The sequence below is a fragment of the Streptomyces sp. NPDC056479 genome, from assembly GCF_042795335.1.
In the GTDB taxonomy this organism is placed as follows: domain Bacteria; phylum Actinomycetota; class Actinomycetes; order Streptomycetales; family Streptomycetaceae; genus Streptomyces.
The window spans coordinates 264,616-288,788 of the sequence record NZ_JBHTRZ010000013.1 but is presented as its reverse complement, the minus strand read 5'-3'; the positions used below and the strand labels follow the sequence as shown (position 1 = coordinate 288,788).

The 24,173-nt window shown below is 71.8% G+C and carries 24 protein-coding genes; 7 read left to right on the top strand and 17 right to left on the bottom strand.

Features of this window, described 5'->3' with window-relative positions; translation table 11 throughout:
• Positions 1–89 precede the first annotated feature (89 nt).
• Positions 90–782 carry an ester cyclase gene (locus ACFQ6S_RS40725; protein ID WP_383420745.1) on the top strand — a complete coding sequence of 231 codons (693 nt, stop codon included), beginning with the start codon at positions 90–92 and terminating at the stop codon, positions 780–782.
• Positions 783–854: 72 nt separating this feature from the next.
• Here ACFQ6S_RS40725 and groL read toward each other — a convergent pair whose 3' ends face one another.
• The 4 genes from groL to ACFQ6S_RS40705 form a co-directional block, all read right to left on the bottom strand.
• A complete protein-coding gene (gene groL, locus ACFQ6S_RS40720; RefSeq protein ID WP_383420743.1) occupies positions 855–2,477 on the bottom strand; it encodes a chaperonin GroEL in 1,623 nt (540 codons plus the stop codon).
• Between the two features lie 121 nt (positions 2,478–2,598).
• A complete protein-coding gene (gene groES, locus ACFQ6S_RS40715) occupies positions 2,599–2,907 on the bottom strand; it encodes a co-chaperone GroES (RefSeq protein WP_003998759.1) in 309 nt (102 codons plus the stop codon).
• A 282-nt stretch (positions 2,908–3,189) separates the two neighbouring features.
• Positions 3,190–4,014: a polysaccharide deacetylase family protein gene (locus tag ACFQ6S_RS40710; protein WP_383420741.1), complete on the bottom strand. Its 825-nt coding sequence runs from the start codon at positions 4,012–4,014 to the stop codon at positions 3,190–3,192.
• On the bottom strand, positions 4,011–5,033 hold the full coding sequence (locus tag ACFQ6S_RS40705; protein ID WP_383420739.1) for a polysaccharide deacetylase family protein: 1,023 nt from the start codon (positions 5,031–5,033) through the stop codon (positions 4,011–4,013). The genes ACFQ6S_RS40710 and ACFQ6S_RS40705 overlap by 4 nt, the downstream gene beginning before the upstream one ends.
• A gap of 138 nt (positions 5,034–5,171) precedes the next feature.
• On the opposite strand from ACFQ6S_RS40705, the gene ACFQ6S_RS40700 reads away from it, so the two are divergent.
• Complete coding sequence (locus tag ACFQ6S_RS40700) at positions 5,172–6,383, top strand: methyltransferase domain-containing protein (RefSeq protein ID WP_383420819.1); 1,212 nt, start codon at positions 5,172–5,174, stop codon at positions 6,381–6,383.
• On the opposite strand, the gene ACFQ6S_RS40695 is transcribed toward ACFQ6S_RS40700, so the two are convergent.
• The 4 genes from ACFQ6S_RS40695 to ACFQ6S_RS40680 all read right to left on the bottom strand — a co-directional run bounded on the left by ACFQ6S_RS40695 (position 6,384) and on the right by ACFQ6S_RS40680 (position 10,569).
• Positions 6,384–7,694 carry an RNA polymerase sigma factor gene (locus ACFQ6S_RS40695; protein ID WP_383420737.1) on the bottom strand — a complete coding sequence of 437 codons (1,311 nt, stop codon included), beginning with the start codon at positions 7,692–7,694 and terminating at the stop codon, positions 6,384–6,386.
• Positions 7,695–7,740: 46 nt separating this feature from the next.
• Complete coding sequence (locus tag ACFQ6S_RS40690) at positions 7,741–8,097, bottom strand: YciI family protein (protein ID WP_383420735.1); 357 nt, start codon at positions 8,095–8,097, stop codon at positions 7,741–7,743.
• A 110-nt stretch (positions 8,098–8,207) separates the two neighbouring features.
• Positions 8,208–9,266 (bottom strand): LCP family protein, encoded by a 1,059-nt coding sequence (locus tag ACFQ6S_RS40685; protein WP_383420733.1) that lies wholly within the window; start codon positions 9,264–9,266, stop codon positions 8,208–8,210.
• A gap of 232 nt (positions 9,267–9,498) precedes the next feature.
• Entirely contained in the window at positions 9,499–10,569 is a 1,071-nt protein-coding gene (locus ACFQ6S_RS40680) for a LacI family DNA-binding transcriptional regulator (protein ID WP_383420731.1), read from the bottom strand.
• Positions 10,570–10,690: 121 nt separating this feature from the next.
• Here ACFQ6S_RS40680 and ACFQ6S_RS40675 point away from each other — a divergent pair, with 121 nt between their 5' ends.
• Complete coding sequence (locus ACFQ6S_RS40675) at positions 10,691–13,021, top strand: glycoside hydrolase family 3 N-terminal domain-containing protein (protein ID WP_383420729.1); 2,331 nt, start codon at positions 10,691–10,693, stop codon at positions 13,019–13,021.
• A 35-nt stretch (positions 13,022–13,056) separates the two neighbouring features.
• Here the strand turns inward: ACFQ6S_RS40675 and ACFQ6S_RS40670 are convergent, their stop codons facing one another.
• The 4 genes from ACFQ6S_RS40670 to tsaB are packed head-to-tail and all read right to left on the bottom strand — an operon-like array spanning position 13,057 to position 15,635.
• On the bottom strand, positions 13,057–13,326 hold the full coding sequence (locus tag ACFQ6S_RS40670; protein WP_383420728.1) for a hypothetical protein: 270 nt from the start codon (positions 13,324–13,326) through the stop codon (positions 13,057–13,059).
• Positions 13,323–14,462 (bottom strand): tRNA (adenosine(37)-N6)-threonylcarbamoyltransferase complex transferase subunit TsaD, encoded by a 1,140-nt coding sequence (gene tsaD / locus ACFQ6S_RS40665; RefSeq protein WP_383420726.1) that lies wholly within the window; start codon positions 14,460–14,462, stop codon positions 13,323–13,325. Before tsaD ends, ACFQ6S_RS40670 begins: the two co-directional genes overlap by 4 nt.
• Positions 14,455–14,928: a ribosomal protein S18-alanine N-acetyltransferase gene (gene rimI / locus ACFQ6S_RS40660; RefSeq protein ID WP_383420818.1), complete on the bottom strand. Its 474-nt coding sequence runs from the start codon at positions 14,926–14,928 to the stop codon at positions 14,455–14,457. The genes tsaD and rimI overlap by 8 nt, the downstream gene beginning before the upstream one ends.
• A 50-nt stretch (positions 14,929–14,978) precedes the next feature.
• A complete protein-coding gene (tsaB, locus tag ACFQ6S_RS40655; protein WP_383420724.1) occupies positions 14,979–15,635 on the bottom strand; it encodes a tRNA (adenosine(37)-N6)-threonylcarbamoyltransferase complex dimerization subunit type 1 TsaB in 657 nt (218 codons plus the stop codon).
• 114 nt (positions 15,636–15,749) lie between these two features.
• Between tsaB and ACFQ6S_RS40650 the strand changes: the two genes are divergently transcribed.
• Positions 15,750–16,310 carry a hypothetical protein gene (locus tag ACFQ6S_RS40650; RefSeq protein ID WP_383420722.1) on the top strand — a complete coding sequence of 187 codons (561 nt, stop codon included), beginning with the start codon at positions 15,750–15,752 and terminating at the stop codon, positions 16,308–16,310.
• 104 nt (positions 16,311–16,414) lie between these two features.
• Here ACFQ6S_RS40650 and ACFQ6S_RS40645 read toward each other — a convergent pair whose 3' ends face one another.
• From ACFQ6S_RS40645 to ACFQ6S_RS40625, 5 genes are all read right to left on the bottom strand, one after another.
• Positions 16,415–16,588: a hypothetical protein gene (locus ACFQ6S_RS40645; protein ID WP_383420720.1), complete on the bottom strand. Its 174-nt coding sequence runs from the start codon at positions 16,586–16,588 to the stop codon at positions 16,415–16,417.
• 178 nt (positions 16,589–16,766) lie between these two features.
• The gene (tsaE, locus tag ACFQ6S_RS40640) at positions 16,767–17,279 is read right to left on the bottom strand and encodes a tRNA (adenosine(37)-N6)-threonylcarbamoyltransferase complex ATPase subunit type 1 TsaE (protein WP_383420718.1); all 513 of its coding nucleotides are present in this window, start codon (positions 17,277–17,279) and stop codon (positions 16,767–16,769) included.
• Entirely contained in the window at positions 17,245–18,486 is a 1,242-nt protein-coding gene (locus ACFQ6S_RS40635) for an alpha/beta fold hydrolase (RefSeq protein WP_383420716.1), read from the bottom strand. The genes tsaE and ACFQ6S_RS40635 overlap by 35 nt, the downstream gene beginning before the upstream one ends.
• A 240-nt stretch (positions 18,487–18,726) precedes the next feature.
• Positions 18,727–19,893 (bottom strand): alanine racemase, encoded by a 1,167-nt coding sequence (gene alr / locus ACFQ6S_RS40630; RefSeq protein WP_383420714.1) that lies wholly within the window; start codon positions 19,891–19,893, stop codon positions 18,727–18,729.
• 70 nt (positions 19,894–19,963) lie between these two features.
• Positions 19,964–20,860, bottom strand: a complete 897-nt coding sequence (locus ACFQ6S_RS40625) for a L,D-transpeptidase family protein (protein ID WP_383420712.1) — start codon at positions 20,858–20,860, stop codon at positions 19,964–19,966.
• A 99-nt stretch (positions 20,861–20,959) separates the two neighbouring features.
• Between ACFQ6S_RS40625 and ACFQ6S_RS40620 the strand changes: the two genes are divergently transcribed.
• The 3 genes from ACFQ6S_RS40620 to ACFQ6S_RS40610 all read left to right on the top strand — a co-directional run bounded on the left by ACFQ6S_RS40620 (position 20,960) and on the right by ACFQ6S_RS40610 (position 24,167).
• Positions 20,960–21,331 (top strand): holo-ACP synthase, encoded by a 372-nt coding sequence (locus ACFQ6S_RS40620; RefSeq protein WP_383420710.1) that lies wholly within the window; start codon positions 20,960–20,962, stop codon positions 21,329–21,331.
• An 83-nt stretch (positions 21,332–21,414) separates the two neighbouring features.
• On the top strand, positions 21,415–22,851 hold the full coding sequence (locus tag ACFQ6S_RS40615) for an NAD(P)H-hydrate dehydratase (protein ID WP_383420708.1): 1,437 nt from the start codon (positions 21,415–21,417) through the stop codon (positions 22,849–22,851).
• Between the two features lie 107 nt (positions 22,852–22,958).
• A complete protein-coding gene (locus ACFQ6S_RS40610) occupies positions 22,959–24,167 on the top strand; it encodes an FAD-dependent monooxygenase (RefSeq protein ID WP_383420706.1) in 1,209 nt (402 codons plus the stop codon).
• Positions 24,168–24,173: the final 6 nt, after the last annotated feature.

The following is a 24,173-nucleotide window of genomic DNA, read 5'->3' as shown; positions in this document are numbered from 1 at the left end:
GATGCCAAAGCCCGACAGGCACAGCCGCCCACCCGCGAGGAGAATGGAGCTGTCCAGCCGCACCCAGGGCACCGGGAGGCGACGGCGTCATGACCTTCGTACAGCTCATCGACTGCAGGACCAGCCGCTTCGAGGAGATGAACCGGCTGATGGACAGCTGGGTCGAGCAGACCAAGGGGAAACGGACGGCGACGCACGATCTGGTCGGGAAGGATCGGGCCGACTCGGCGCACTTCGTCGAGATCGTGGAGTTTCCGTCGTACGAGGACGCGATGCGGAATTCGAATCTGCCCGAGACCGATCGGATCTTTCAGGAGATGGTCGCGCTCTGCGACGAGGCGCCGACCTTCACCGATCTCGACGTCGTGCGGGACGAGCAGCTGAATGTGCTGGCCGCGCGGGCCTTCTTCGGGAACATGGGGACGATGGCGCCGGAGCGGATCGGGGAGCATGTCACCGCCGACTACGTGGATCACGATCCGTCGTATCCGGAGCCGGTGCAGGGTGTCGAGGGGCTGCGGGAGCAGTACGCGGACTGGCGGGCCGCCTTCGATTTCGTGTTCCGGATCGACGATCAGCTGGCCCAGGGCGACCAGGTGTGTACGCGGTGGACGTGGGCCGCGCGGCACAAGGGGGAGTTTCTCGGGATTCCCGCGACCGGGCAGGACGTGACCATGCAGGGCATGACCTGGCAGCGGTTCCGGGGCGGCAGGATCTGCGAGGGCCACTGGCTCTACGACCGGGCGGGTCTGCTGGAGCAACTGGGGGTACTCGGTCGGTGAAGCCCGCGAAGGGGAAGGCCCCGGTCCCCGCACACAGGTGCGGGGACCGGGGCCTTCTGCGAGCGCTGGGGCTCAGTGCGCGTGGCCGTGACCGTGGCCGGCCGCCGGCTCCTCCTCTTCCTTCTTCTCGACGACCAGGGTCTCGGTCGTCAGGAGCAGGGAGGCGATGGAGGCGGCGTTCTCCAGGGCGGAGCGGGTGACCTTGACCGGGTCGATGACGCCGGCCTTGACCAGGTCGCCGTACTCGCCGGTCGCGGCGTTGTAGCCGTTGCCCTTCTCGAGCTCGGCCACCTTGGAGACGATGACGTAGCCCTCGAGGCCGGCGTTCTCGGCGATCCAGCGCAGCGGCTCGACGGCGGCCTTGCGGACCACGGAGACACCGGTGGCCTCGTCGCCGGTCTTGTCGAGGTTGCCCTCGAGGACCTTGACGGCGTGGACCAGAGCGGAGCCACCACCGGAGACGATGCCCTCCTCGACCGCGGCGCGGGTCGCGGAGATGGCGTCCTCCAGACGGTGCTTCTTCTCCTTCAGCTCCACCTCGGTGGCGGCGCCGACCTTGATCACGCACACGCCGCCGGCCAGCTTCGCGAGGCGCTCCTGGAGCTTCTCGCGGTCCCAGTCGGAGTCCGTGTTCTCGATCTCGGCCTTGATCTGGGCGACGCGGCCCGTGACGTCGGCGGAGTCGCCGGCGCCGTCGACGACCGTGGTGTCGTCCTTGGTGACGGTGACGCGGCGGGCGCTGCCCAGCACGTCCAGGTCGGCCTGGTCGAGCTTGAGGCCGACCTCCTCGGAGATGACCGTGGCGCCGGTGAGGACCGCGAGGTCCTGCAGCATCGCCTTGCGGCGGTCACCGAAGCCGGGGGCCTTGACCGCGACCGCGTTGAAGGTGCCGCGGATCTTGTTGACGACCAGGGTCGACAGGGCCTCGCCGTCGACGTCCTCGGCGATGATCAGCAGCGGCTTGGAGGCACCCGACTGGATGACCTTCTCGAGCAGCGGCAGCAGGTCCTGGATGGAGGAGATCTTGCCCTGGTTGATGAGGATGTAGGGGTCCTCCAGGACGGCCTCCATGCGCTCCTGGTCCGTCACGAAGTACGGCGACAGGTAGCCCTTGTCGAAGGCCATGCCCTCGGTGAAGTCCAGCTCCAGACCGAAGGTGTTGGACTCCTCGACGGTGATGACACCGTCCTTGCCGACCTTGTCCATCGCCTCGGCGATGAGCTCGCCGACCTGCTGGTCCTGGGCGGACAGCGCGGCCACGGCGGCGATGTCGGACTTCTCGTCGATCGGACGGGCGGAGGCCAGGAGGTCCTCGGAGACGGCGGCCACGGCCGCGTCGATGCCCTTCTTGAGCGCGGCCGGGGAGGCACCCGCGGCGACGTTCTTCAGGCCCTCGCGGACCAGCGCCTGGGCCAGCACGGTGGCGGTGGTGGTGCCGTCACCAGCGATGTCGTTGGTCTTGGTCGCCACCTCCTTCACCAGCTGGGCGCCGAGGTTCTCGTACGGGTCCTCGATCTCGACCTCACGGGCGATCGTGACACCGTCGTTGGTGATGGTGGGCGCGCCGAACTTCTTGTCGATGACGACGTTGCGGCCCTTGGGGCCGATCGTCACCTTGACCGTGTCGGCCAGCTTGTTGACGCCGCGCTCGAGGGCGCGACGGGCGTCCTCGTCGAACTTCAGGATCTTCGCCATGACAGCGGGAGCCCTCTCGAATCTGTGGGTTCTCAAAAAAGACGCTGCGCCCCGGGCGCCCGGCTTCTTTAAGTGGTCGCGGGGGGCCAGGGGCGCAGCTGGAAAAACTCTGAGGTGGTGCTTACTTCTCGATGATCGCGAGCACGTCGCGAGCCGAGAGGACGAGGTACTCCTCGCCGTTGTACTTCACCTCGGTGCCGCCGTACTTGCTGTACAGCACGATGTCGCCGGTCTTGACGTCGAGCGGCAGGCGCTCGCCGTTCTCGAAGCGGCCCGGGCCCACGGCCAGGACGACGCCCTCCTGGGGCTTCTCCTTGGCGGTGTCCGGGATGACCAGGCCAGAGGCGGTGGTCTGCTCGGCGTCGAGCGGCTGGACCACGATGCGGTCCTCGAGCGGCTTGATGGCAACCTTGGAGCTGGTGGTCGTCACGATCCGACCTCCCCCTTCGGAGATCTCACGGGGTTAACTGTCTGAGGTGGCGACCAGGTGGATCCGTCGTCGCGGGTGCCGGACCTGCCCGTCGCGTGTTGGCACTCTCCAGTGGGGAGTGCCAGAGCCGAGACTATGACCGCGATTAGCACTCGGTCAAGCGGACTGCTAATTCGCGGCGCGGGCCGAGCCGCGTTCGGGTGACCGGCGCTGACGGTGAGCGGCGCTGACGGTGACCGGTGTTGCCGTGGCCGCCTGAAGGATCCCTCGGACGCCTGGCCCTCAGATGTAGTCCTCCAACCGGCCCACCGTCAGCCCCCGCCCCTGGATCTCCCGGAGCAGCCTCGTCGTCCGTTCTCGCAGCGTCAGCCCGGCCGGCTCCCCCGAAGGGACGGACACGATGTCGCCGGCGCTCAGCCGGACGGGCCCCTTCGCGTACGTCAGTTCGCCGTCGCCCTCCATCGCCGCCCGCCACAGCACGACCGCCGTCACGCCGCAGTCGGCCGCCGCGCGGAGCGTGGTGGTGTCGTACCTGCCGTAGGGCGGGCGGAAGAGGCGGGGGAGGATGCCGAAGCGGGCGCGGAGCTTGTTCTGCTGGCCGCAGATCTCGGCGCGCTGGCCGGCGTACGGCAGACCGCGCAGGGCGGCGTGGTCGAGGGTGTGGTTCTGGATCGACGCGCCGACCGCGCGCAGGCGCGCGAAGTGGCCGTAGCCCGGGCCGACCACGCTGTCCGTGAGGAACATGCTGACCGGCAGCCGTAGCTCACGGACCATGTCGACGAAGCGCGGGTCCTTCTCGGCGCCGTCGTCGTAGGTGAGGAAGACGACCTTGTGGTGCGTGCGGACGCGGTGGACGACGGGCAGCGGGTCGCCGGCCGGCCGCGGCTGTCCGCGGACGGGCGGCGACGGGGGCACGGGCAGCGGGGCGGTCAGGCCCCAGTGACGGTACGGCCGTGCCGTGTACGTCGGGTTCTTCGCCGACCGTGCCGCATGCTCGGCCGGCCCTCCGCGCGGGTCGGCCGAACCCACCGCGCCACCGCACCCGGCGAGCAGAGCGGACGCCAGGACCACGGCGGCGAGCGCCCGCGCCCCCGGCGCCGACCTCACAGGTAGTCCTCCAGCCGGGCCACCGCGTAGCCCTCGGCCGTCACCTTGTCCAGGAACCGGCGGATCATGTCGGGCATTGTGCCCTTCCAGTCCTCCCTGCCCCGGAAATGACTGAGCACGATGTCACCCGGTCGGATCTTCCGGTCCCACTCGCGGTACTCCCAGTGGTCGACGAACACCTCCTCGTTCCACAGCGGGACGTACTCGATGCCACAGGACTTCGCGGCGCGCAGGGTGTTCCGGTCGTAGTTGCCGTAGGGCGGCCGGAAGAGCAGCGGGCGCCTGCCGTACTGCTCCTCGACGACCTCCTGCATGCCGCAGATCTCCTGCTGCTGCCCGCGGTAGGAGAGGGCCGGGAGGTAGCGGTGGTGGAGGGTGTGGTTGTTCAGGGCCACGCCCTCGCGCTGCATCCGCCGGAAGTAGCGGTAGTCGTCCTTGATCAGGTAGTCGCTGAGGAAGGCGGTGTACGGCAGCTGCAGATCGTTCATCATCCGCAGGAACGTCGGGTCCTTCTCGGCGCCGTCGTCGATGGTGAGGAAGACGACCCGATGTGTGGTCGGGACGGTGGTGAACACGGGCGGGAGGCCGAGCTCCTCGTGCCCGTCGACCTCGAAGCCGTCGCGGGTGGTGATCTTCACCTTCTCGGCAGGGGCGGGCGGCGCCGCGAGCGGGACCCTGTCCAGACGCCAGCGGCGGGCGGCGGCGACCCGCGCGGCGTGCGCCTCCCGGGCGGACTGGAGCTTCTTGGCCTGCGGGTCCGCAGTGGCCGCGGCGGGCGGCGCCTTGAGGGGCTGCCGGCTCGCGTCGGCGCTGGGACCCGCGGCCTCGGATCCGTCTCCGGCCCCCGATCGGCCCGCGCCCCCCACCGCGCCGGGCTGCGCACAGCCGGAGGCGACGGCGGCCAGGGCAAGCACGGCGATGACACCGCGGACGCGTGAACGCCGGGCCGTCCACTGACCGCGCTTTACGACCGCTGCCCCATTTCGGGGACTTTTGTCATTTTGTACTACTAGTTGCATGGAGCCGGATCTTGGCAGGCTCCCGCCCCGAACCCGTGCCGACACCGCGGCAGCGGGCGGACCATCCACCGACTGGCCCACAGGGTGGGCGACGGGCCGCGCGGCCAGCGGTGCGCGGGCGGTGCGCCGCGCTTGCCCATCGAGCGGGCGGTACGCCGTCTGGCCGACAATGACCCGGTGAACGACCACCTCGCCGCCCTCGCCTCCCTCCTCACCCCCGAGGGCCGCGCCCTCCTCGACTCCGTTCGCGACACCGACCCCGCCGACGAACTCGCCGTCGCCACCCGGCTGCGCCGCGAGCACCCCGCCGAGCTGGTGTCGGCGGCCCTCGGGCAGGCGCGGCTGCGGCAGCGGGCGGTGGCGAAGTTCGGGGCGGCGGACGCGGGGCGGATGTTCTTCACGCCGAACGGGGTCGAGCAGTCGACGCGCGCGAGTGTGGCGGCGTACCGGGCCGGGCGGATGAAGGAGCTGGGTATCGGCTCGGTCGCCGACCTGTGCTGCGGGATCGGGGGCGACGCCATCGCGCTCGCGCGGGCCGGGATCCGGGTGCTGGCGGTGGACCGGGATCCGGCGACGGTGGCGGCGGCACGGGCGAACGCCGAGGGCCTCGGGCTCGCCGACCTCATCGAGGTACGGGAGGCGGACGTCACCGAGGTGGACACCAGCGGTTACGACGCCGTGTTCGTCGACCCCGCCCGGCGCGGCGGCCGCGGTCGGATCTTCGACCCCGAGGCGTACTCACCGCCGCTGTCCTGGGCCGTCGAGGCGGCACGCAAGGCGCCGCACGCCGCACTGAAGATCGCGCCCGGCATCCCCCACGAGGCGATCCCCGACGACACCGAGGCCGAGTGGATCTCGGACGGCGGGGACGTGAAGGAGGCGGTGCTGTGGTTCGGCACCGCTCCCGGGACGATCCGCGCCACCCTGCTGCCGGGCCCGCGCCCCCTGCTCTCCCGCGGCCTGCCCGACCCCGAAGTCCGTCCCGTCGGACGGTACTTGTACGAGCCCGACGGCGCCGTCATCCGCGCCCATCTGGTCGCCGAGGTCGCCGACCAGCTGGCCGGGGGGCTCGTCGACGCGACCATCGCCTACGTGACGGCGGACGAGCTGCGGCCCACGCCCTACGCGACGGCGTACGAGATCACCGACCAACTCCCCTTCAACGTGAAGAAGTTGAAGGCATTGCTGCGAGAGCGGGAGGTCGGGATCCTGACCGTGAAGAAGCGAGGGTCGGCAGTCGAGCCGGAGGAACTGCGCAAGAAGGTCAAGCCGCAGGGGCCGAACGCGGCGACGGTCTTCCTGACCCGGGTGGCGGGGGCGCCGACGATGCTGGTCGGACGGCCCGCGTAGTCATGCCCCGGCGTCCGCCGCCCGCCTGAGCAGCATCTCCCGCTCCGGCTCGTTCCGCGTCAGGGTCGCCGCGCGCTCGAACTCCGCCCGTGCCTGAGCCGTACGGCCGAGACGCAGCAGCAGGTCGCCGCGGACGCTGGGCAGCAAGTGGTAGTCCCGCAGCACCGGTTCGGCGGCGATGGCGTCGACGATCTCCAGGGCCGGCTCCGGGCCCTCGGTCATCGACACGGCGACCGCGCGGTTCAGCTCGACGACCGGGGAGGGGGACCGGACGGCGAGGAGGCCGTAGAGGGTGGCGATGGTCTTCCAGTCGGTCTCCTCGTAGGTGTACGCATGCGCGTGGCAGGCGGCGATGGCGGCCTGGAGGGCGTACGGGCCGGGGGCGCCCGTGGCCGCGGCGTCGGCGCGGGACAGGGCCGTGATGCCGCGGGCGATGAGCATGCGGTTCCAGCGGCTGCGGTTCTGGTCCTTGAGCAGGATCGGTGTGCCGGACGGGCTGGTGCGGGCCGCCGCGCGGGACGCCTGGAACTCCAGGAGGGACGTCAGGGCGTGCACCTCCGGCTCCTTCGGCATCAGCCCCGCCAGCACGCGGGCCAGCCGCAGCGCGTCCTCGCACAGCCCCGGGCGCAGCCAGTCGTCGCCGGCCGTGGCGGCGTACCCCTCGTTGAAGATCAGGTAGATGACGTCGAGGACGGAGCCGAGGCGGGCCTCGCGGTCGGGGCCGTACGGCACCTCGAAGGCGACGTTCCTGGTGGCGAGGGTGCGCTTGGCGCGGACGATGCGCTGGGCGACCGTCGGCTCCGGGACCAGGAAGGCTCGGGCGATCTCCGGGGTGGTCAGGCCGCCGAGGAGACGGAGGGTGAGGGCGATGCGGGCCTCCGGCGACAGCACCGGGTGGCAGGTGGTGAAGACCAGGCGGAGCAGGTCGTCGTCGATGTCGTCGGGGTCGGAGGGTTCCTCGGGGGGTGCCGTCGTCTCCAGGTCGCGGCCGATCTCGGCCAGCTTGCGGGCGTAGTTCTCGCGGCGGCGGATCAGATCGACGGCGCGGTGCTTGGCGGCGGCCATGAGCCAGGCGCCGGGGTTGTCCGGCACGCCGTCGCGCGGCCACTGCTCCAGCGCGGCGACCAGCGCGTCCTGCGCGAGCTCCTCGGCGATGCCGACGTCGCGGACCATGCGGGTGACGGCGGCGATGACGCGCGGGGACTCGATACGGAAGACGGTCTCGACGGTCGCGGCCGTGTCGGCGGGGGCGCGGCCGACGGCTGCGGGGGTACGGCCGGTGGCTGCGGTGGGCTGGGGCTGTGGTTCCACAGCCCACCATCAGACACCCCTGCGGCTACGGAGCCAAGGAACCGGCTCAGCCCTCGGCGATCTCCCGCACCTCGCAGGTCACCGTCCACTCCTCGCCGTGCACCTTGACGAACCGCTTGGTCCACTCCACGGCCTCGGCCATGTCCTTGCACTGCATGAGTGCGTAGCCGCCGATGACCTCCTTGGACTCGGTGAAGGGGCCGTCGGTGACGGAGATGCCGCCGCCCTCCCAGTGCACGCGGCTGCCCTGCGCGGACGGCGTCAGTCCGGCCGTGTCGAGCATGACGCCGGCCTTGGTGATCTCTTCCAGCAGCTCGCCCATCCGCTGCATCATCTCGGGGCTCGGGCCCTCGGCGGGCGCGGTGGACTCGTCGACCTTCACGAGCGACAGGTAGCGGGGCATGGTGGCTCCTCGTGTGCGTGGGGCCGGGTTCTTCCCGGCCTCTCACCCCTGCGTCGATCGGCGGACCGCCGGATCGACACGCTCGCCGAACTTCTTCGAAGATCTTTTTCTCACCGCAACGACTCCCACAGCTCCCCCGCCTCCGGCTCCTGCGCCACCACCCGGTTGCGGTCCGACGCGGCCGGTACGACCGGCATCGTGACCGTCCGCACCGCTTCCGACGACAGGCCGCTCAGGCTGCGGCCGAGGCTCACCAGCTCGGTCAGGGAGTCCAGGCCGGTGTCGGTGGTCAGGCCGGCCGTCACCGCGTCGGCGACCCGGTAGAGCTTGGTGGGATCGGTGAGGAGAGAGGTGGCCGAGATCTGGTCCAGAAGGGCCTTCACCAGCGTCTGCTGGAGGCCGATCCGGCCGAGGTCGCTGCCGTCGCCTATGCCGTGCCGGGTGCGGGCGAGGGCCAGCGCCTGCGCGCCGTCCAGGTGATGCGTGCCCGCGTCCAGGGTCAGGTGGCTGTCCTCGTCGTCGATGTCCTCGTCCGTGGTGACGGTGACGCCGCCCAGCGTGTCCACAAGGTTCGCGAAGCCGGAGAAGTCGATCTCGATGTAGTGGTCCATGCGGATGTTCGTGATCGATTCGACGGTCTTCACCGCGCAGACGGGGCCGCCGGTCGCGTACGCGCTGTTGAACATGGAGTTGTACGACACCTCGGTCGACCCGCCCGACGGCAGCGGGCAGGACGGCCGGGTGACCAGGGTGTCGCGCGGGATGCTGACGACCGTGGCCCGCGTGCGGCCGGCGTCGATGTGGACCACCATCGCGGTGTCGGAGCGGGCGCCGGTGCTGCTGCCGCCGCCGAGCTCCTGGTTCTCCTCGCCGCTGCGCGAGTCCGAGCCGAGGACCAGGATGTTGAGGGACCCGGTGGGAAGCGGGGACGCCGAGGGGGACGGGGTCGTCATCGCCCTCGGCGGACGGTTGTCGCCGAGCGCGCTGTCGATGTCGACGCTCTTGATGTTGTCGTTGAGGTGCCAGTAGGCCCAGCCCGCCGCGGCGACGGCCAGGGCCAGCAGGCCGGTGAGGAGGAGGCCGACGGTCTTGAGCGCTGTCGACCGCCGGCCCAGGTGTCTGCCGTCGTCCCCGTCCGTTTCCCGCCCGTTCGCGCCAAGTCCCGTCATGGGCAGGAACGTACGTCCGATTTATTACGGGCAGGGATGCCAGAGCCGCTTTTCTTCGGAAATTCTCAGACTTCCGGGCCGAACCGGTCCCGCTCCAGGACCCGTTGAAGCCGAGCGCCGCCGAACCGCCGTCGGGAACCGCCCTGTTGCCGAAAGTTTCGGCCGGGCAACCGACTGACTTCGGTGACGTGCGAGGGCACCGCGAAACACCCGTCGATACAGCAACAGGCCGCTACTGCCGAACCGCCGGCGGCTCACCCGTGCTGCTGCGCACCACAAGGCTCGTCGCCAGCTCCACCCGCGTCGCCACCGGCGTCCCCTCCTCCCGCGCGAGGTCGAGGACCAGCTTCGCCGCGGCCTCGGCCATCTCCGTCAGCGGCTGCCGTACGGTCGTCAGCGGCGGCCCCACCCAGCGGGCGATGGGCAGATCGTCGAAGCCGACCACGCTCAGGTCCTCCGGGATCCGCAGCCCCAGCTCGCGCGCGGCCTCGTACAGCCCGAGCGCCTGGAGGTCGTTGCCGGCGAAGACGGCGGTCGGCCGGTCCGGGCGGCGCAGCAGCTCCAGGCCCTGCCGGTAACCGGTCTCGTGGTGGAAGTCGCCGGGCCGGATCAGGTCATGATCGACCGGGAGTCCGCCCGTCTCCAGGGCGGCGCGGTAGCCGTCGATGCGGGCGCGGCTGCACATCATGCGGGACGGCCCGGTGATCGCGCCGATCCTGCGGTGCCCCAGCTCGACCAGATGCCTGGTGGCGGCCAGCCCGCCCTGCCAGTTGGTCGCCCCGATCGACGGCACGTCCGCGCCCGGGTCGCCCGCCGGGTCCATCACCACGAACGGGATCGAGCGGCTGGTGAGCAGGGCGCGCTGGGACTCGTCGAGGCCGGACAGCACGAGGATGACGCCGTGCGGGCGGCGGGCGGCGACCTGGTCGGCCCATGTCCTGCCCGGGGTCAGCCGCCCGGCGCTCTCGCTCAGCACCACGCTCAGCCCGGCGTCGCGGGCGACGTTCTCCACACCCCGGATGACCTCCATCGCCCACGCGCTCTCCAGCTCGTGGAAGACCAGGTCGATGAGAGGGGAGCGGCTCGCCTCGGCCCGCCGTCGGCGGTAGCCGTGGGCGCGCAGCAGTTCCTCGACGCGGGTGCGGGTGGCCGGGGCGACGTCGGCACGTCCGTTGAGGACCTTCGAAACAGTCGGCGCGGACACTCCGGCCTCGCGGGCGATCTCGGCGAGCGTCGCGGTCTGCGCGGACCGGCCGGTCGTCGTCGTGGTCGTCCGGGTTTCAGCGGGCTCACGGGCTGTCATGGCGGCGATCGTATCCCTGCGCGACCTCTTGACGAACCCTTCTCACCAGACCTAGGTTCCGGAACATTCGAGGTGACTAACGAAACATTCGCGAGTGGGCCATCGCCCCGACAGGAGTTTCATGACCACCGCCCCCTGGCGCGACCCCGCTCTGCCCGCCGCCGCCCGCGTCGACGACCTCCTCTCCCGGATGACCCTTCAGGAGAAGACCGCCCAGTTGTACGGCGTATGGGTGGGCGCCGCCACGGACGGCGAGGCACGGGCCGAGGGAGTCGCCCCGCACCAGCACGACATGGGCGCCGACCACTCCGCCGAGGAATGGGCCGAGCTGATCACCCACGGCCTCGGCCAGCTCACCCGCTCCTTCGGCACCGCCCCCGTGGACCCGGCGCTCGGGGCGCAGGCACTGACCCGCGCCCAGCGCCGTATCGCCGAGGCGGGCCGCTTCGGCATCCCCGCGGTGGCCCACGAGGAGTGCCTGGCCGGCTTCACGGCCTGGCAGGCCACGGCGTACCCCGTACCGCTGGCCTGGGGAGCCTCCTTCGACCCCCCGCTCATCGAGGAGATGGCCCGGCACATCGGCCGTGACCTGCGCTCGGTCGGCGTCCACCAGGGCCTCGCGCCGGTCCTGGACGTCGTACGCGATCCGCGCTGGGGCCGGGTCGAGGAGACCATCGGCGAGGACCCGTACCTGACCGGCACGATCGGCACGGCCTACGTCCGGGGTCTGGAGTCGGCCGGAGTCATCGCGACGCTCAAGCACTTCGCCGGGTACGCCTCGTCGGCGGGCGCACGGAACCTCGCACCGGTGCGGGCGGGTGTCCGGGAGCTCGCGGACGTGACGTTCCCTCCCTTCGAGATGGCGCTGCGCGAGGGCGGGGCGCGGTCGGTGATGGCGGCGTACAACGAGACGGACGGGGTGCCGGCGTCGGCGGACCCGGGACTGCTGACCGAACTCCTGCGCTCGGAATGGGGCTTCACGGGCACGGTGGTCGCCGACTACTTCGGCATCGGCTTCCTCCAGACCCTGCACCGGGTGGCGGGCAGCCCGGGCGAGGCCGCGCACGTGGCGCTGGCGGCGGGCATCGACGTAGAGCTCCCGACGCTGAAGTGCTACGGGAAACCGCTGGTCGAAGCCATCCGAGTGGGCGAGGTCCCGGAGGAACTGGTGGACCGGGCGGCCCGCAGGGTGCTGCTCCAGAAGTGCGAGCTGGGTCTGCTGGACGAGGACTGGACCCCGGAGCCGACGGCCTCGCACATCGACCTCGACTCCCCCGAGAACCGGGCGCTGGCCCGCCGCGTGGCCGAGGAGTCGGTGGTGCTGCTGGACAACCCGGACGGGCTGCTGCCGCTACCGCCCGACGCCCGTATCGCGGTGGTGGGCCCACGCGCGGCGGACGCCCTCGCCATGCTCGGCTGCTACTCCTTCCCGTCCCACGTCCTCACGCACCACCCCGAGGTGCCGATGGGCATCGACATCCCGACCCTCCTGGAGGCCCTGCGCACCGAACTCCCCGACGCCAAGGTGACGTTCGCGGAGGGCTGCGGGGTCGCCGACCCGGACACGGCGGGCTTCGAGGAGGCGGTGGCACGGGCGTCGGAAGCGGATGTATGCCTGACGGTCCTGGGCGACAGGGCGGGCCTGTTCGGGCGCGGCACCTCGGGCGAGGGCTGCGATGTGACGGACCTGCGGCTGCCCGGAGTACAGGCCGAACTGCTGGACGCGCTGGTGGCGACGGGCGTCCCGGTGGTGCTGGTCCTGCTGACCGGCCGTCCGTATGCGCTGGGCCGCTGGGAGGGCCGGCTGGGAGCGGTCGTCCAGGCCTTCTTCCCTGGGGAGGAGGGCGGGCCGGCGGTGGCGGGCGTACTGTCCGGGCGCGTGAATCCGTCGGGACGGTTGCCGGTGAGCGTGCCTCGGGAGCCCGGGGGGCAGCCGTGGACGTACCTCCAGCCGCCGCTGGGGTTGGCGGGGGAGGTCAGCAACCTCGATCCGACACCGCTGTACGCCTTCGGGCACGGGGGGTCGTACACGTCGTTCGCGTGGGAGGACTTCCGGGGCACGGCCTCAGAGATCCCGACCGACGGCACATACGACCTCTCGCTCACCGTCCGCAACACGGGGGACCGGGCGGGCGCGGATGTCGTCCAGCTGTACCTGCACGATCCGGTGGCGTCGGTCACGCGGCCGGATGTGCGGTTGATCGGGTACCAGCGGGTGGAGTTGGCACCGGGCGAGGCGGGCCGGGTGACCTTCCGGTTTCATGCGGATCTGTCGTCGTTCACCGATCGTTCGGGGCGAAGGGTGGTCGAACCGGGCCTGTTGGAGTTGCGTCTGGCGGCATCCAGCACCGACGTACGGCACACGGCGCGAATGGAACTCACCGGCCCCGTACGGGAGCTGGGACCGGACCGCCGGTTGCGGTGTGAGGCGGAGGTCTCGACGCCGGCCTGACTCGGCCGCCGGGACGGCGTCGCGTCCTCCACGCCTCACGCCTCAGCCACCTCGAGCCCCGCGGACTCGAACCGCCACCGATGCACCGCCCGAGTCACCAACCCCCCGTCCGGCTCGGGAAGTTCGGGCAGCTCGGTGTGGAGGTCCGCATCCCACCAGGTGATGACGAGGACCCGGTCCTCGGGGGCCCGGAAGGTCTCGCGGCGCAGGGGCCGGGCGGACAGTTTCTGCCGCCGAGCCCACGCGAGCAGTTCCTCCCCCTGGCCCGGATTCGCCCGCGCCTCCCACATCAGCGCGACCGTCACGAGTAGAGGTTCTCCTTGCTGACCTCGTGCACATGGTCGTGGTCATGACCGTGGCCGTGCTGCCCGTGACCCTCATCGCCGAAGTCCCCCGGCACATGCGGATCCGTCACCGGCAGCGACGAGTCGGCCGACAGGTCCCAGCTCGACGCGGCACGGTTGCGCGCCACCATCTCCGCGCCCAGCGCCGCGACCATCGCGCCGTTGTCCGTGCACAACTTCGGCCGCGGCACCCGCAGTCGGATGCCGGCCGCCTCGCACCGCTCCTGCGCCATCGCGCGCAGCCGGGAGTTGGCGGCCACCCCGCCGCCGATCATCAGGTGGTCGACGCCCTCGTCCTTGCAGGCCCGTACGGCCTTGCGGGTCAGCACGTCGACGACCGCCTCCTGGAAGGAGGCCGAAACGTCACGCACCGGCACCTCCTCCCCCGCCGCCCGCTTGGCCTCGATCCAGCGGGCGACCGCCGTCTTGAGCCCCGAGAACGAGAAGTCGTACGCCGGGTCGCGCGGGCCCGTCAGTCCGCGTGGGAAGGCGATCGCGTTCGGGTCGCCCTCGCGGGCGTAGCGGTCGATGACCGGGCCGCCTGGGAAGCCGAGGTTCAGCACCCGGGCGATCTTGTCGAAGGCCTCGCCGGCCGCGTCGTCGATGGTCGCGCCGAGTGGCCGTACGTCCGAGGTGATGTCGGTCGCCAGCAGCAGCGAGGAGTGGCCGCCGCTCACCAGCAGCGCCATCGTCGGCTCGGGCAGCGCGCCGTGCTCCAGCTGGTCCACGCAGATGTGGGAGGCCAGGTGGTTGACGCCGTAGAGCGGCTTGCCCAGCGCGTAGGCGTACGCCTTCGCCGCCGACACGCCGACCAGCAGCGCGCCCGCCAGGCCCGGACCGGCGGTCACCGCGATGCCGTCCAGGTCGCGGGCGCTCACCCCGGCCTCCTTCAGCGCGCGGTCGATGGTCGGGACCATCGCCTCCAGATGCGCCCGTGAGGCGACCTCCGGCACGACACCGCCGAAGCGGGCGTGCTCGTCGACGCTGGAGGCGATGGCGTCGGCGAGCAGGGTGGTGCCGCGGACGATGCCGACGCCGGTCTCGTCACAGGAGGTCTCGATGCCAAGGACGAGGGGAACGTCGCGCGAGTCAGCCATTGATCTCGGTTCCTTGTACGGAGTTTTCGGGGGCGGTCAGTCGCATCACCAGGGCGTCCACGTTCCCCGGCTGGTAGTAGCCGCGTCTGAAGCCGATGGCCTCGAAGCCGAAGCGTTCGTAGAGCTTCTGAGCGCGGACGTTGTCCACACGGCACTCCAGCATCACTTCGGCGCACTCGAAGTCGGTCGCGGCGCGCAGCAGTTCGGTGAGCAGACGCCCGCCGAGCCCGGTGCCCCAGTGGTCGCGGGCGACGGCGATGGTCTGAATGTCGGCGAGGTCCCCGGCGGAGGCGAGGCCGGCGTAGCCCACGACCCGTTCGGGCCCCTCGGCGACGACATAGCGCCGGGTCGCCTCCGATCCGCGCGCATGGGCCAGCTCGGACCAGAACATGCCCCGGGACCAGGCGTCCTCGGGGAACAGTTCCTTCTCCAGCTCCAGCACGCGGTCGATGTCCCACCAGCGCATCTCGCGCAGCGGGGGGCCGCAGGGAGCGGCGGAAGGAGTCACGGGTTCGGTCACTTGGGGGTGACCACCTTGTAGTTCTTGGGGACCTGGGCGTCGGGCCGGCGCAGGTACAGCGGCCGGGGCGTGGGGAGTTCCTCGCCCGCCGCCAGCTTCTCGGCGGCCAGACCCGCGAGCGCCGCGGCCGACACATGCTCCGGCTCGTGGGCGCTGGGGAAGGTGTCGGGGTACAGCAGCGCGCCCGCTCCGACGGCGGGCAGTCCGGCGACCTGGTCGGCGATGTCGGCGGGCCGGTCGACGGCCGGCTCGGTCAGGCGGGTGCGGGAGTCGGCGTACCGCGCCCAGTAGACCTCCTTGCGCCGGGCGTCGGTCGCGACGACGAAGGGGCCCTTCTCGATGTCGGCGGCGTAGGCGAGGCCGTCCAGCGTGCACAGGCCGTGCACGGGGACGCCGAGGACGAGCCCGAAGGTGTCGGCGGTCATCAGACCGACGCGCAGCCCGGTGTACGGGCCGGGTCCGATGCCTACGACGATGCCGGTGACGGCGTCGAGCTTCACACCGGCCTCGGCGAGGACGCGGTCGACGGCCGGCAGCAGCAGCTCGCCGTGCCGGCGCGCGTCCACCTGGCTCGACGAGGCGATGACGTCCGTACCGTCGTGCAGCGCGACGGTGACGGCGGGGGTGGCGGTATCCAGAGCGAGCAAGAGCACGCAAACAGCCTACGGCGCTCACGGCTCGGGAAGCGCCGCCCCGGTGCGCCGGTCACCGGCTGCTACGGTCGGGCTGGATCACCACATATGACGCGAACGGTGAGGTGGGCGACGGTGGCAGCAAGCAGCTCCGGAATTGTCGCGGGGCTCACCGCACTCGCCCTCGCGACCGTCGGCTTCCTCGCCTTCCGGGCCTCGGCGACCGTCCCGGCCGAGCTGAGCAGGCCGCGCGCCGCCGGATCACTCGACGTGAGTATGTCCAAGGTGCCCCGCGACAAGAAGGAGCCGGACGCGCTGCCGGCCGGTTCCGGTGCGGGGCAGCGGGTCGTGTACTCCGTGGACGACGACCGGGTGTGGCTGGTCGACGAGGCCGGCAAGGTCAAGCGGACGTTCCGCGTCACCCCCGGATCGGTCGACCCGCCCACGGGCGTCTACGCGGTCACCTCCCGCTCCAACGCGGTCACCGGCACCGACGGCGCCCCCATCGAGCATGTCGTCCGCTTCGCGACCATGGACAACGTGACCATCGGCTTCAGCGCGGCCGTCAAGAGCGCGTCACCGCTTCCCGACCCCAACCCGACCTTGCGGACGGGCGGCATCCGGGAATCCCAGGCGGACGGCAACGCGATGTGGGACTTCGCGACGATCGGACGGGCAGTGGTCGTGATCCGCTGAGCGGACGGGTTCGGCAACGCCCCCGAGGGGCGTGGGAATCTCGTGATCGGCCATGCCGACGCCTCAGACAGCGGCAGCACGACCCGGCACTGCCTGCGCAGCGCCTATGCCGCCTCGCGCCTGCCGTGGTCGGCGGACGACCGGGGCGTCTGCGCGTCGGGGACGCGGGGCGGAGTGGAGATCACGTTCGCCGCGGCGCCGGCGGCCAGCAGGTCGCGCATGGACACCCCGGCAACCACCTGTGGCCGCTGCTGGACCTTGTTCTCCGATGCCGGCATGGACGCCTCCTGGGGGCCGGGGGCGGACGTAGTTAGGTACACCTAACTACGAACTGGGTACCATGTGACCACGCACAAGACCAGGAACGCAATATCTTGCCGACGTCTTGTCGGAATGTTCATGAGGCTCGGGCCACACTCGCCGGACCAGGCACTCATCCGGACCCGGCCCGCCCGCTCACGCCGACAGCACGCTCAGATCCACCGTCGCCCAGCGCTCCCCGAGCCCGGTCACCGTCACATGCCGCACCTCGTCCGTCGTGTCGCCGACGGCCCGGTGGATGACGACCTGGAGCCGTTCCTCGGTCAGGTCCTCGACCTTGCCCTCGCCCCACTCCACGACGATCACCGACTCGGGCAGCGAGACATCCAGGTCGAGATCCTCCATCTCGTCCAGGCCGCCGGACAGCCGGTAGGCGTCGACGTGGACGAGCGGCGGACCGTCGCCGAGGGACGGGTGCACCCGGGCGATCACGAAGGTCGGGGACGTGACCGCTCCCCTGACCCCCATCCCCTCGCCGAGCCCGCGCGTCAGCGTCGTCTTGCCCGCGCCGAGCTCCCCGCTCAGCATCAGAAGGTCGCCGGCGCGCAGCAGCTTGGCGAGTCGGCGGCCCAGCTCCCGCATCTGGTCGGGAGAAGTGACGGTCAGCTGAAGGTCACCCGCGTTGTGCGGTGCTGCTGGTGCTTCCATAGCCACTAACCGTAGCCCCTGCGGGCACGGCGCCCGCCCGGGTGAGCAGGTCGGCCATACGGTCGGTGACCACTTCCGGGTGCTCCAGCATCACCAGGTGCCCGGCGTCCGGCACCAGGACCAGCTCGGCCTCCGGCAGCAGGTCGGCGATGGCCTCACTGTGCTCACTGGGGGTGACGAGGTCGCCCACGCCGGCCAGGACGAGCACCGGCATGTCGGTGAAGAGGGCGAGCGCCTCGGTCTTGTCGTGGTCGGCGAAGGCCGGGTAGAACTCCGCGACCACGTCGATCGGCGTCCCCTCGATCATCCGCTCGGCGAACCGGGCGACGGCCGGGTCGACGTCCCGTGACGAGAACGAGTAGCGCTTGATGATCCCGGCGAACAGGTCGGCGGTGGCCCGGCGCCCCTTCTCCACCCAGTCGGCCCGCTGGCCCAGCGCCCGGAGCACGCCCGGCAGCACCCGCCGCACCGCGTTCACCCCGGCGACGGGCAGCCCGAAGTTGACCTCGCCGAGCTTCCCGGACGACGTACCGACGAAGGCGGTGGCGACGACCCGGTCGCGGATCAGCTCGGGGTACTGGTCGGCCAGTGCCATGATCGTCATGCCGCCCATGGAGTGTCCGACCAGCACGAGCGGCCCCTCGGGCGCGGCCGCGTCGATGACGGCCTTCAGGTCACGCCCGAGCTGCTCGATGTCGACGTGCTTGCCCTCCTGCGTCTGGGCGACGCCGCGCGCCGAGCGGCCGTGGCTGCGCTGGTCCCAGTGCACGGTGCGCACGACGCCCCGGAGCGCGGCGCGCTGGAAGTGCCAGGAGTCCTGGCTGAGGCAGTAGCCGTGGCTGAAGACGACGGTGACCGGGGCGGGTGCCTTGCGCCCGAAGAGCCGTCGCCGGCGCGGCGTGAGGGTGGGGGCGGCCTCGGGGTCGATGTCGTCGACCTCGTAGTACAGCTCGGTGCCGTCGTCGGCCTGCGCCCTGCCAGGCGTGCCGCGCAGCGAGCCGTAGGGTCCCGCCGAGTCGAGGGCGAGCCTGGCCTTCTGCCGCATGCCGCGGCCCACCGTCATCCGCTCTATGGCGACGCCGGCGGCCGCGCCCGCCGCGATCACGCCTATCGCCGCACCGGCGATGCCGGTGGCCCTGCGCCAGTTCGCGGCCGCCCCCGTGGCGGAGGCGACGGCCGCGACGGCCTCCGCGCTGCTCTCGCTCACGTACCGCTCCTCTTCGCCTGGTATTGCCGGTCTGTCGATGTGATGCCGGGTCCGTCGGTCGGATGCCCCGTGTTGGTTGGATGCCCCATGTCCCGGTCTGATGCCCGGAACGGGTTACCCCTCTCGTTCCTCATTCACATAACCGCATTCGGACGGACCCATCACATTGCCCGCGTCACATAGCCGCATCACGAAGACGCATCACATGGGTGCGTCACACGTACGCATCCGATGGGCACATCACTCGGACACATTCCTGTAGACGCGTGGAACGCGCGTTCCGATCCGCGTGACGACTTCGTAGGCGATGGTCCCGGCGGCCTGCGCCCAGTCCTCGGCGGTGGGCTCACCGCGGTCGCCGGGCCCGAACAGCACGGCTTCGGCACCCGCCTCGGGCTCGTCCCCGCCCAGGTCGACGACGAACTGGTCCATCGCGATCCGCCCCGCGACCGTCCGCCACTTGCCGCCGACCAGCACGGGTCCCGCGCCGGAGGCATGCCGCGGGATGCCGTCGGCGTAGCCGAGCGGGACCAGGCCGAGGGTGGTCTCGCCCGGGGTGAGGTACGTGTGGCCGTAGCTGACGCCGTGGCCCCCCGGCACGTGCTTGACCAGCGCCAGGGACGCCGAGAGCGTCATCACCGGCCGCAGCCCGAAGTCGGCGGGGCTGCCGAGCTCGGGGCTGGGCGAGATGCCGTAGGTCGCGATGCCCGTGCGCACCAGGTCGAAGTGGCTCTCCGGGAGGGTGAGCGTGGCGGGCGAGTTGGCGATGTGCCGCACCTCGGGCCGCACGCCCTGCTCCTCGGCGTACGACACCATCTCGTGGAAGAGGTCGAGCTGGGCGGCGATGGAGGGATGGCCGGGCTCGTCGGCGCAGGCGAAGTGCGACCAGAGCCCGGTGACCCGGAGCAGCCCGTCGGCCTCGGCCCGCAGGGCTTCGCGGACCAGCTCGGCCCAGTCCGCACCCGGCTGGCAGCCGTTGCGTCCCAGTCCGGTGTCGGCCTTGAGCTGCACGCGGGCGGGGGCGCCGGCCTGCCGGGCGGCCTCGGTGACCTCCCGCAGGGCCCACATCCCGCTGACGGAGACGTCGAGGTCGGCCTCGATGGCCTCCCGCCAGGGCCCGCCCGGCGTCCACAGCCAGCACATGATGCGCGTGTCGCGCAGCCCGGCGGCCCGCAGTACGAGGGCCTCTTCCGGCGTGGCCGTGCCCAGCCAGTCGGCGCCCGCCTCGACGGCCGCGCGGGCACAGGGCACCGCCCCGTGGCCGTACGCGTCCGACTTCACGACGGCCATCAGGGCCGCGCCCGGCGCGAGGGCGCGCAGGGTCCGCACATTGGCCCGCAGGGCGGCCAGATCGATCTCGGCGCGGGCTCGCAGGGGCGCGGTCCGCAGGGCTGTTGTCTCTGTCATCGCGCCCCCAGTCTCTCAGAGGGGTCCGACAACGCAGCCGAGCCGGACCCCTCCCATGGGCGACGGGTTCCTAGGCCGGCGGCTTGTGCCCCCACACGAACACCCGGTCGTTCTTCTTCAGCAGCCCCCACAGCCTTCGGGCGTCGCCGATGCGCAGATTGACGCAGCCCATGGAGCCGACGCCGGTGAAGACGTTGCCGTAGATGCCGTGGAAGGCCTGGCCCCCGCTGAAGAACTGGGAGTAGGGCATGGGGCTGTTGTAGAGCGACGACACATGGTTCTTGTGCCGCCAGTAGATGCGGTGCCATCCGTTCCGGGTGCCGTACCCCGCCCGCCCGCTGCGGATGTGCACGGGCCCGTACACGACCTTCTTCCCCACCTGCACCCAGGAAATCTGCCGGTCGAGATCGACGCAGGCGACCCGGTACTCCCGCACCGGGCACTTCTTGGCGGCGTTGGGGTTCTCGCTCGCCGAGGCCAGCTGCATGGTGGCCCAGGTCACCGGCCCGGCGTACCCGATGGCGGGCCTGATCCTGTACTTCTTCTGGAAGGTGCGGATGGCCCGGCAGTCGCCGGTCGACTGCTCACCGTCCACCCGCCGCTTCAGCCACTTCTCGACCTCCCGCTGCCGCAGTCCCGTCTCCTCGCTGCACTTCACGTCCCCGAAGGAGTCCATGGGGTCGACGTACTCGACGAGGTCGTCCGCCCCCTTCGGCGCGTCCTGCGGCTCGACGGCCTCCTCCTCGTCGCTGGGTGTGTACACCTTCGGCGGCAACGCCTGGTCGGGCGTGTCCATCTGCCGGAACGGGAGCAGGTTCAGGGGGATTCCGGGGAGGAGCTGCGCCTCGGGCCCGGGCACCGGGGGTACGGGGTCGGCGGAGTCCGCCGATGCGCTGCCGAGGGGCAACAGGGTGGCCCCGGCGAGCAGCACGGCGATGCTCCCGCATGCGATACGTCCGCTGATCATGCGCACAGGGAAGCGTGAGGGTCCGCCCGCGCGGGGACGCCGCGCGGCGGGGGTCACTCTTTTGAGGAGCATCTTTCGGGGACCCATAGGGTGCACGGCATGAGCATCATCGGGGTCGGCATCGACGTGGCCGAGATCGACAGATTCGAAGCGGCGCTGGCGCGCACACCCGGACTGGCCGAACGGCTCTTCCTGGAGCGCGAGTTGCTGCTGCCCAGCGGCGACCGCCGGGGCATCGCCTCGCTCGCCGCCCGCTTCGCCGCGAAGGAGGCCCTGGCGAAGGCGCTGGGCGCACCGGCGGGCCTGCTCTGGACCGACGCCGAGGTGTGCGTGGAGGACAGCGGCCAGCCACGCCTGCGGGTGACGGGGACGGTGGCGGCCCGGGCGGCCGAACTCGGCGTCCGGTCCTGGCATGTGTCGCTGAGCCATGACGCCGGGGTGGCTTCGGCGGTGGTGGTGGCGGAGGGCTGAGCCACGGCGGCGAGGAGCCGTAGTGCAGCGACAACTGGCCGATGAAGGCGACGCGCCCCGCTCCGTGCGGGAGACTCGATCGCATGCGGACTGCGTACAGCGTGGAGACGGTAAGGGCGGCCGAACGAGAGCTGATGGCACGGCTTCCGGACGGGACGCTGATGCAGCGGGCGGCGGCCGGACTCGCCGCTGCCTGCGCGGATCTGCTGGGCCGGGTGTACGGCAGCCGGGTCGTGCTGCTGGTCGGCAGCGGCGACAACGGCGGCGACGCCCTGTACGCCGGTGCCCGGCTGGCCCGGCGCGGAGCGGGAGTCACGGCGGTGCTGCTGTCGCCGGAGCGAGCGCACGCCGAGGGCCTTTCGGCACTGCGTCGCGCGGGCGGCCGCTCCGTCGGCATCGGCGCGGCCGAGGAGTTGATCGAACGCGCGGATCTGGTCCTGGACGGAATCGTCGGCATCGGCGGCAAGGGCGGTCTACGCCCGGAAGCCGCACCCCTGGCCGACGCGGCGGCGCGGTCGAGGGCCGCCGTGGTCGCCGTGGACCTGCCGAGCGGCGTGGACGTGGACACGGGCGAGGTGCGCGGCACGGCGGTGCGCGCCGACCTCACGGTCACCTTCGGCACCCACAAGCCGGGCCTGCTGATCGATCCGGCGCGGGAGTACGCCGGGGTGGTGCGGCTGGTGGACATCGGACTGGCGCTGCCGAACGACGCGGTGGAGCTGCAGGCACTGCAACACGCGGACGTGGCGGCGCTGTTGCCCCTCCCGGCCGCGGAGACGGACAAGTACCGGCGTGGGGTCGTGGGCATCGCGGCGGGATCGTCGAGGTACCCGGGCGCCGCCGTACTGGCTGTGGCGGGCGCACTGCGGGGCGGGGCCGGGGCCGTACGGTACGTCGGTCCGGCCGGGGACGCGGTGATCGCCCGGTTCCCCGAGACGCTGGTGTCGGACGGGGGACCGAAGAAGGCGGGGCGCGTGCAGTCCTGGGTGGTCGGCCCGGGCGCCGGTGACGACGCGGCGACGGTGGCGGAGGTGCTGGCGACGGACGTACCGGTGCTGCTGGACGCGGACGGGCTGCGGCTGGCGGACGCGGATGCGGTACGGGCCCGTACGGCACCGACCCTGATGACCCCGCACGCCGGGGAGGCGGCCGCGTTGCTCGGTGTCTCCCGGGAGGAGGTCGAGGGGGCTCGGCTGGCTTCGGTACGGGAGTTGGCGGGGCGGTACGCGGCGACGGTGCTGTTGAAGGGGTCGACGACGCTGATCGCGGATGCGGGCGGCGCCGGGCCCGTACGGGTGAACCCGACCGGAACCGGCTGGCTGGCCACGGCCGGCAGCGGCGACGTGCTGTCGGGCCTGGCGGGATCGCTGCTGGCGGCCGGGCTCACACCGGTGGACGCGGCGAGCGTGGCGGCGTATCTCCACGGACTGTCGGCGAGGTTCGCGGCGGACGGGGCCCCGGTGGGGGCGCATGACGTGGCGGAGGGTATTCCGGAGGCTTGGCGGGACGTGCGGGGGTGACCGGAGCCGGGTGAGCACGGGTTGACCGACGCGGCCGCCTCCGCGAGGTTGACCAGCGGCACCAGGACGTGAATCGGCGGGCAGGTCCGGCGAAGTGAGGTCGTGGGATGCGAGCGATCGTCGTGGGAGCGGGAATCGGCGGACTGGCGGCGACGCTGAGCCTGCGCCGGGCGGGTGTCGACGTGACGCTGCTCGAGCAGGCACAACGCTTCTCGGAGATCGGCGCCGGCATCCAGCTCGCCCCCAACGCCACCAGGGAGCTGCGCCGCCTGGGCGTACTGGACCAGGTGTCCGCACAGGCCGCCCACCCGGCCCACGTCAGCTTCCACACCTGGTCGGACGGCTCGGAGATCTGCCGTTACGCGCTGGGCCGCGAGGCGGAGGAGGAGTTCGGGGCGCCGTACCTGGTGATCCACCGGGCGGATCTGCACGGCGCACTGGCCGCCGCGGTGCCGCCGGAGGCGGTTCGCCTGAACACGACGGTCGTCGCCGTCGACCAGGACACCGACTCGGCCCGGGTGACGACGGCGACGGGCGAGCGCTGGGAGGCCGACCTGGTGGTGGCCGCCGACGGCATCCGCTCCTCGGCCCGGCAGTGGCTCTTCGGCAAGGACGAGGCGGTGTTCTCGGGTACGGCCGCGTACCGGGCCCTGCTCCCCGCCGACGAGGTGGCCGATCTGGGTCTCCCTCCGCTGGCCGCCTGGCTCGGCCCGGACCGCCACTTCGTCCACTACTGGGTGCGGCGCGGCGAACTGCTCAACGTGGTGGCCGTCTTCAGCACGGGAGCGGCCACACAGGAGTCGTGGACGGCGCAGGCGGACCCTGGCGAGCCGCTCCGCGCGTTCACCGGCTGGGACCCCAGGGTCCGCACCGTCCTCGAACGCGCGGGCCGGGTCTTCCGCTACGGCATCTACACCCGCACGCCCCTCGCCCACTGGAACGTCGGACGCGTCACCCTCCTGGGCGACAGCGCCCACGCGATGGTCCCGTTCCAGGCGCAGGGTGCGGCCCAGGCGATCCTGGACGCGGCGGTGCTGGGCGACGCGTTACGGAACGCTGCGGCGGACGCCGTCCCCGAAGCCCTCGACGCCTACGTCCACCGCCGCCTGGCGACCGCGAGCGGCATGCAGTCCCGCTCCGCACAGGCGGGCACCGAGTTCCACCTCCCGGACGGCCCGGAGGCAGAGGCCCGCAACGCCCGCATGGCAGCCCATGCGGCGGAGCACAGGTTCATGCCGCAAGCGCCGACGTGGAGGGAGGAGGCGCCGGACGACCGGCCGGAGCCTTCGCCTTCGCGGCCGTCCTCGACAACGTGAAGCGCG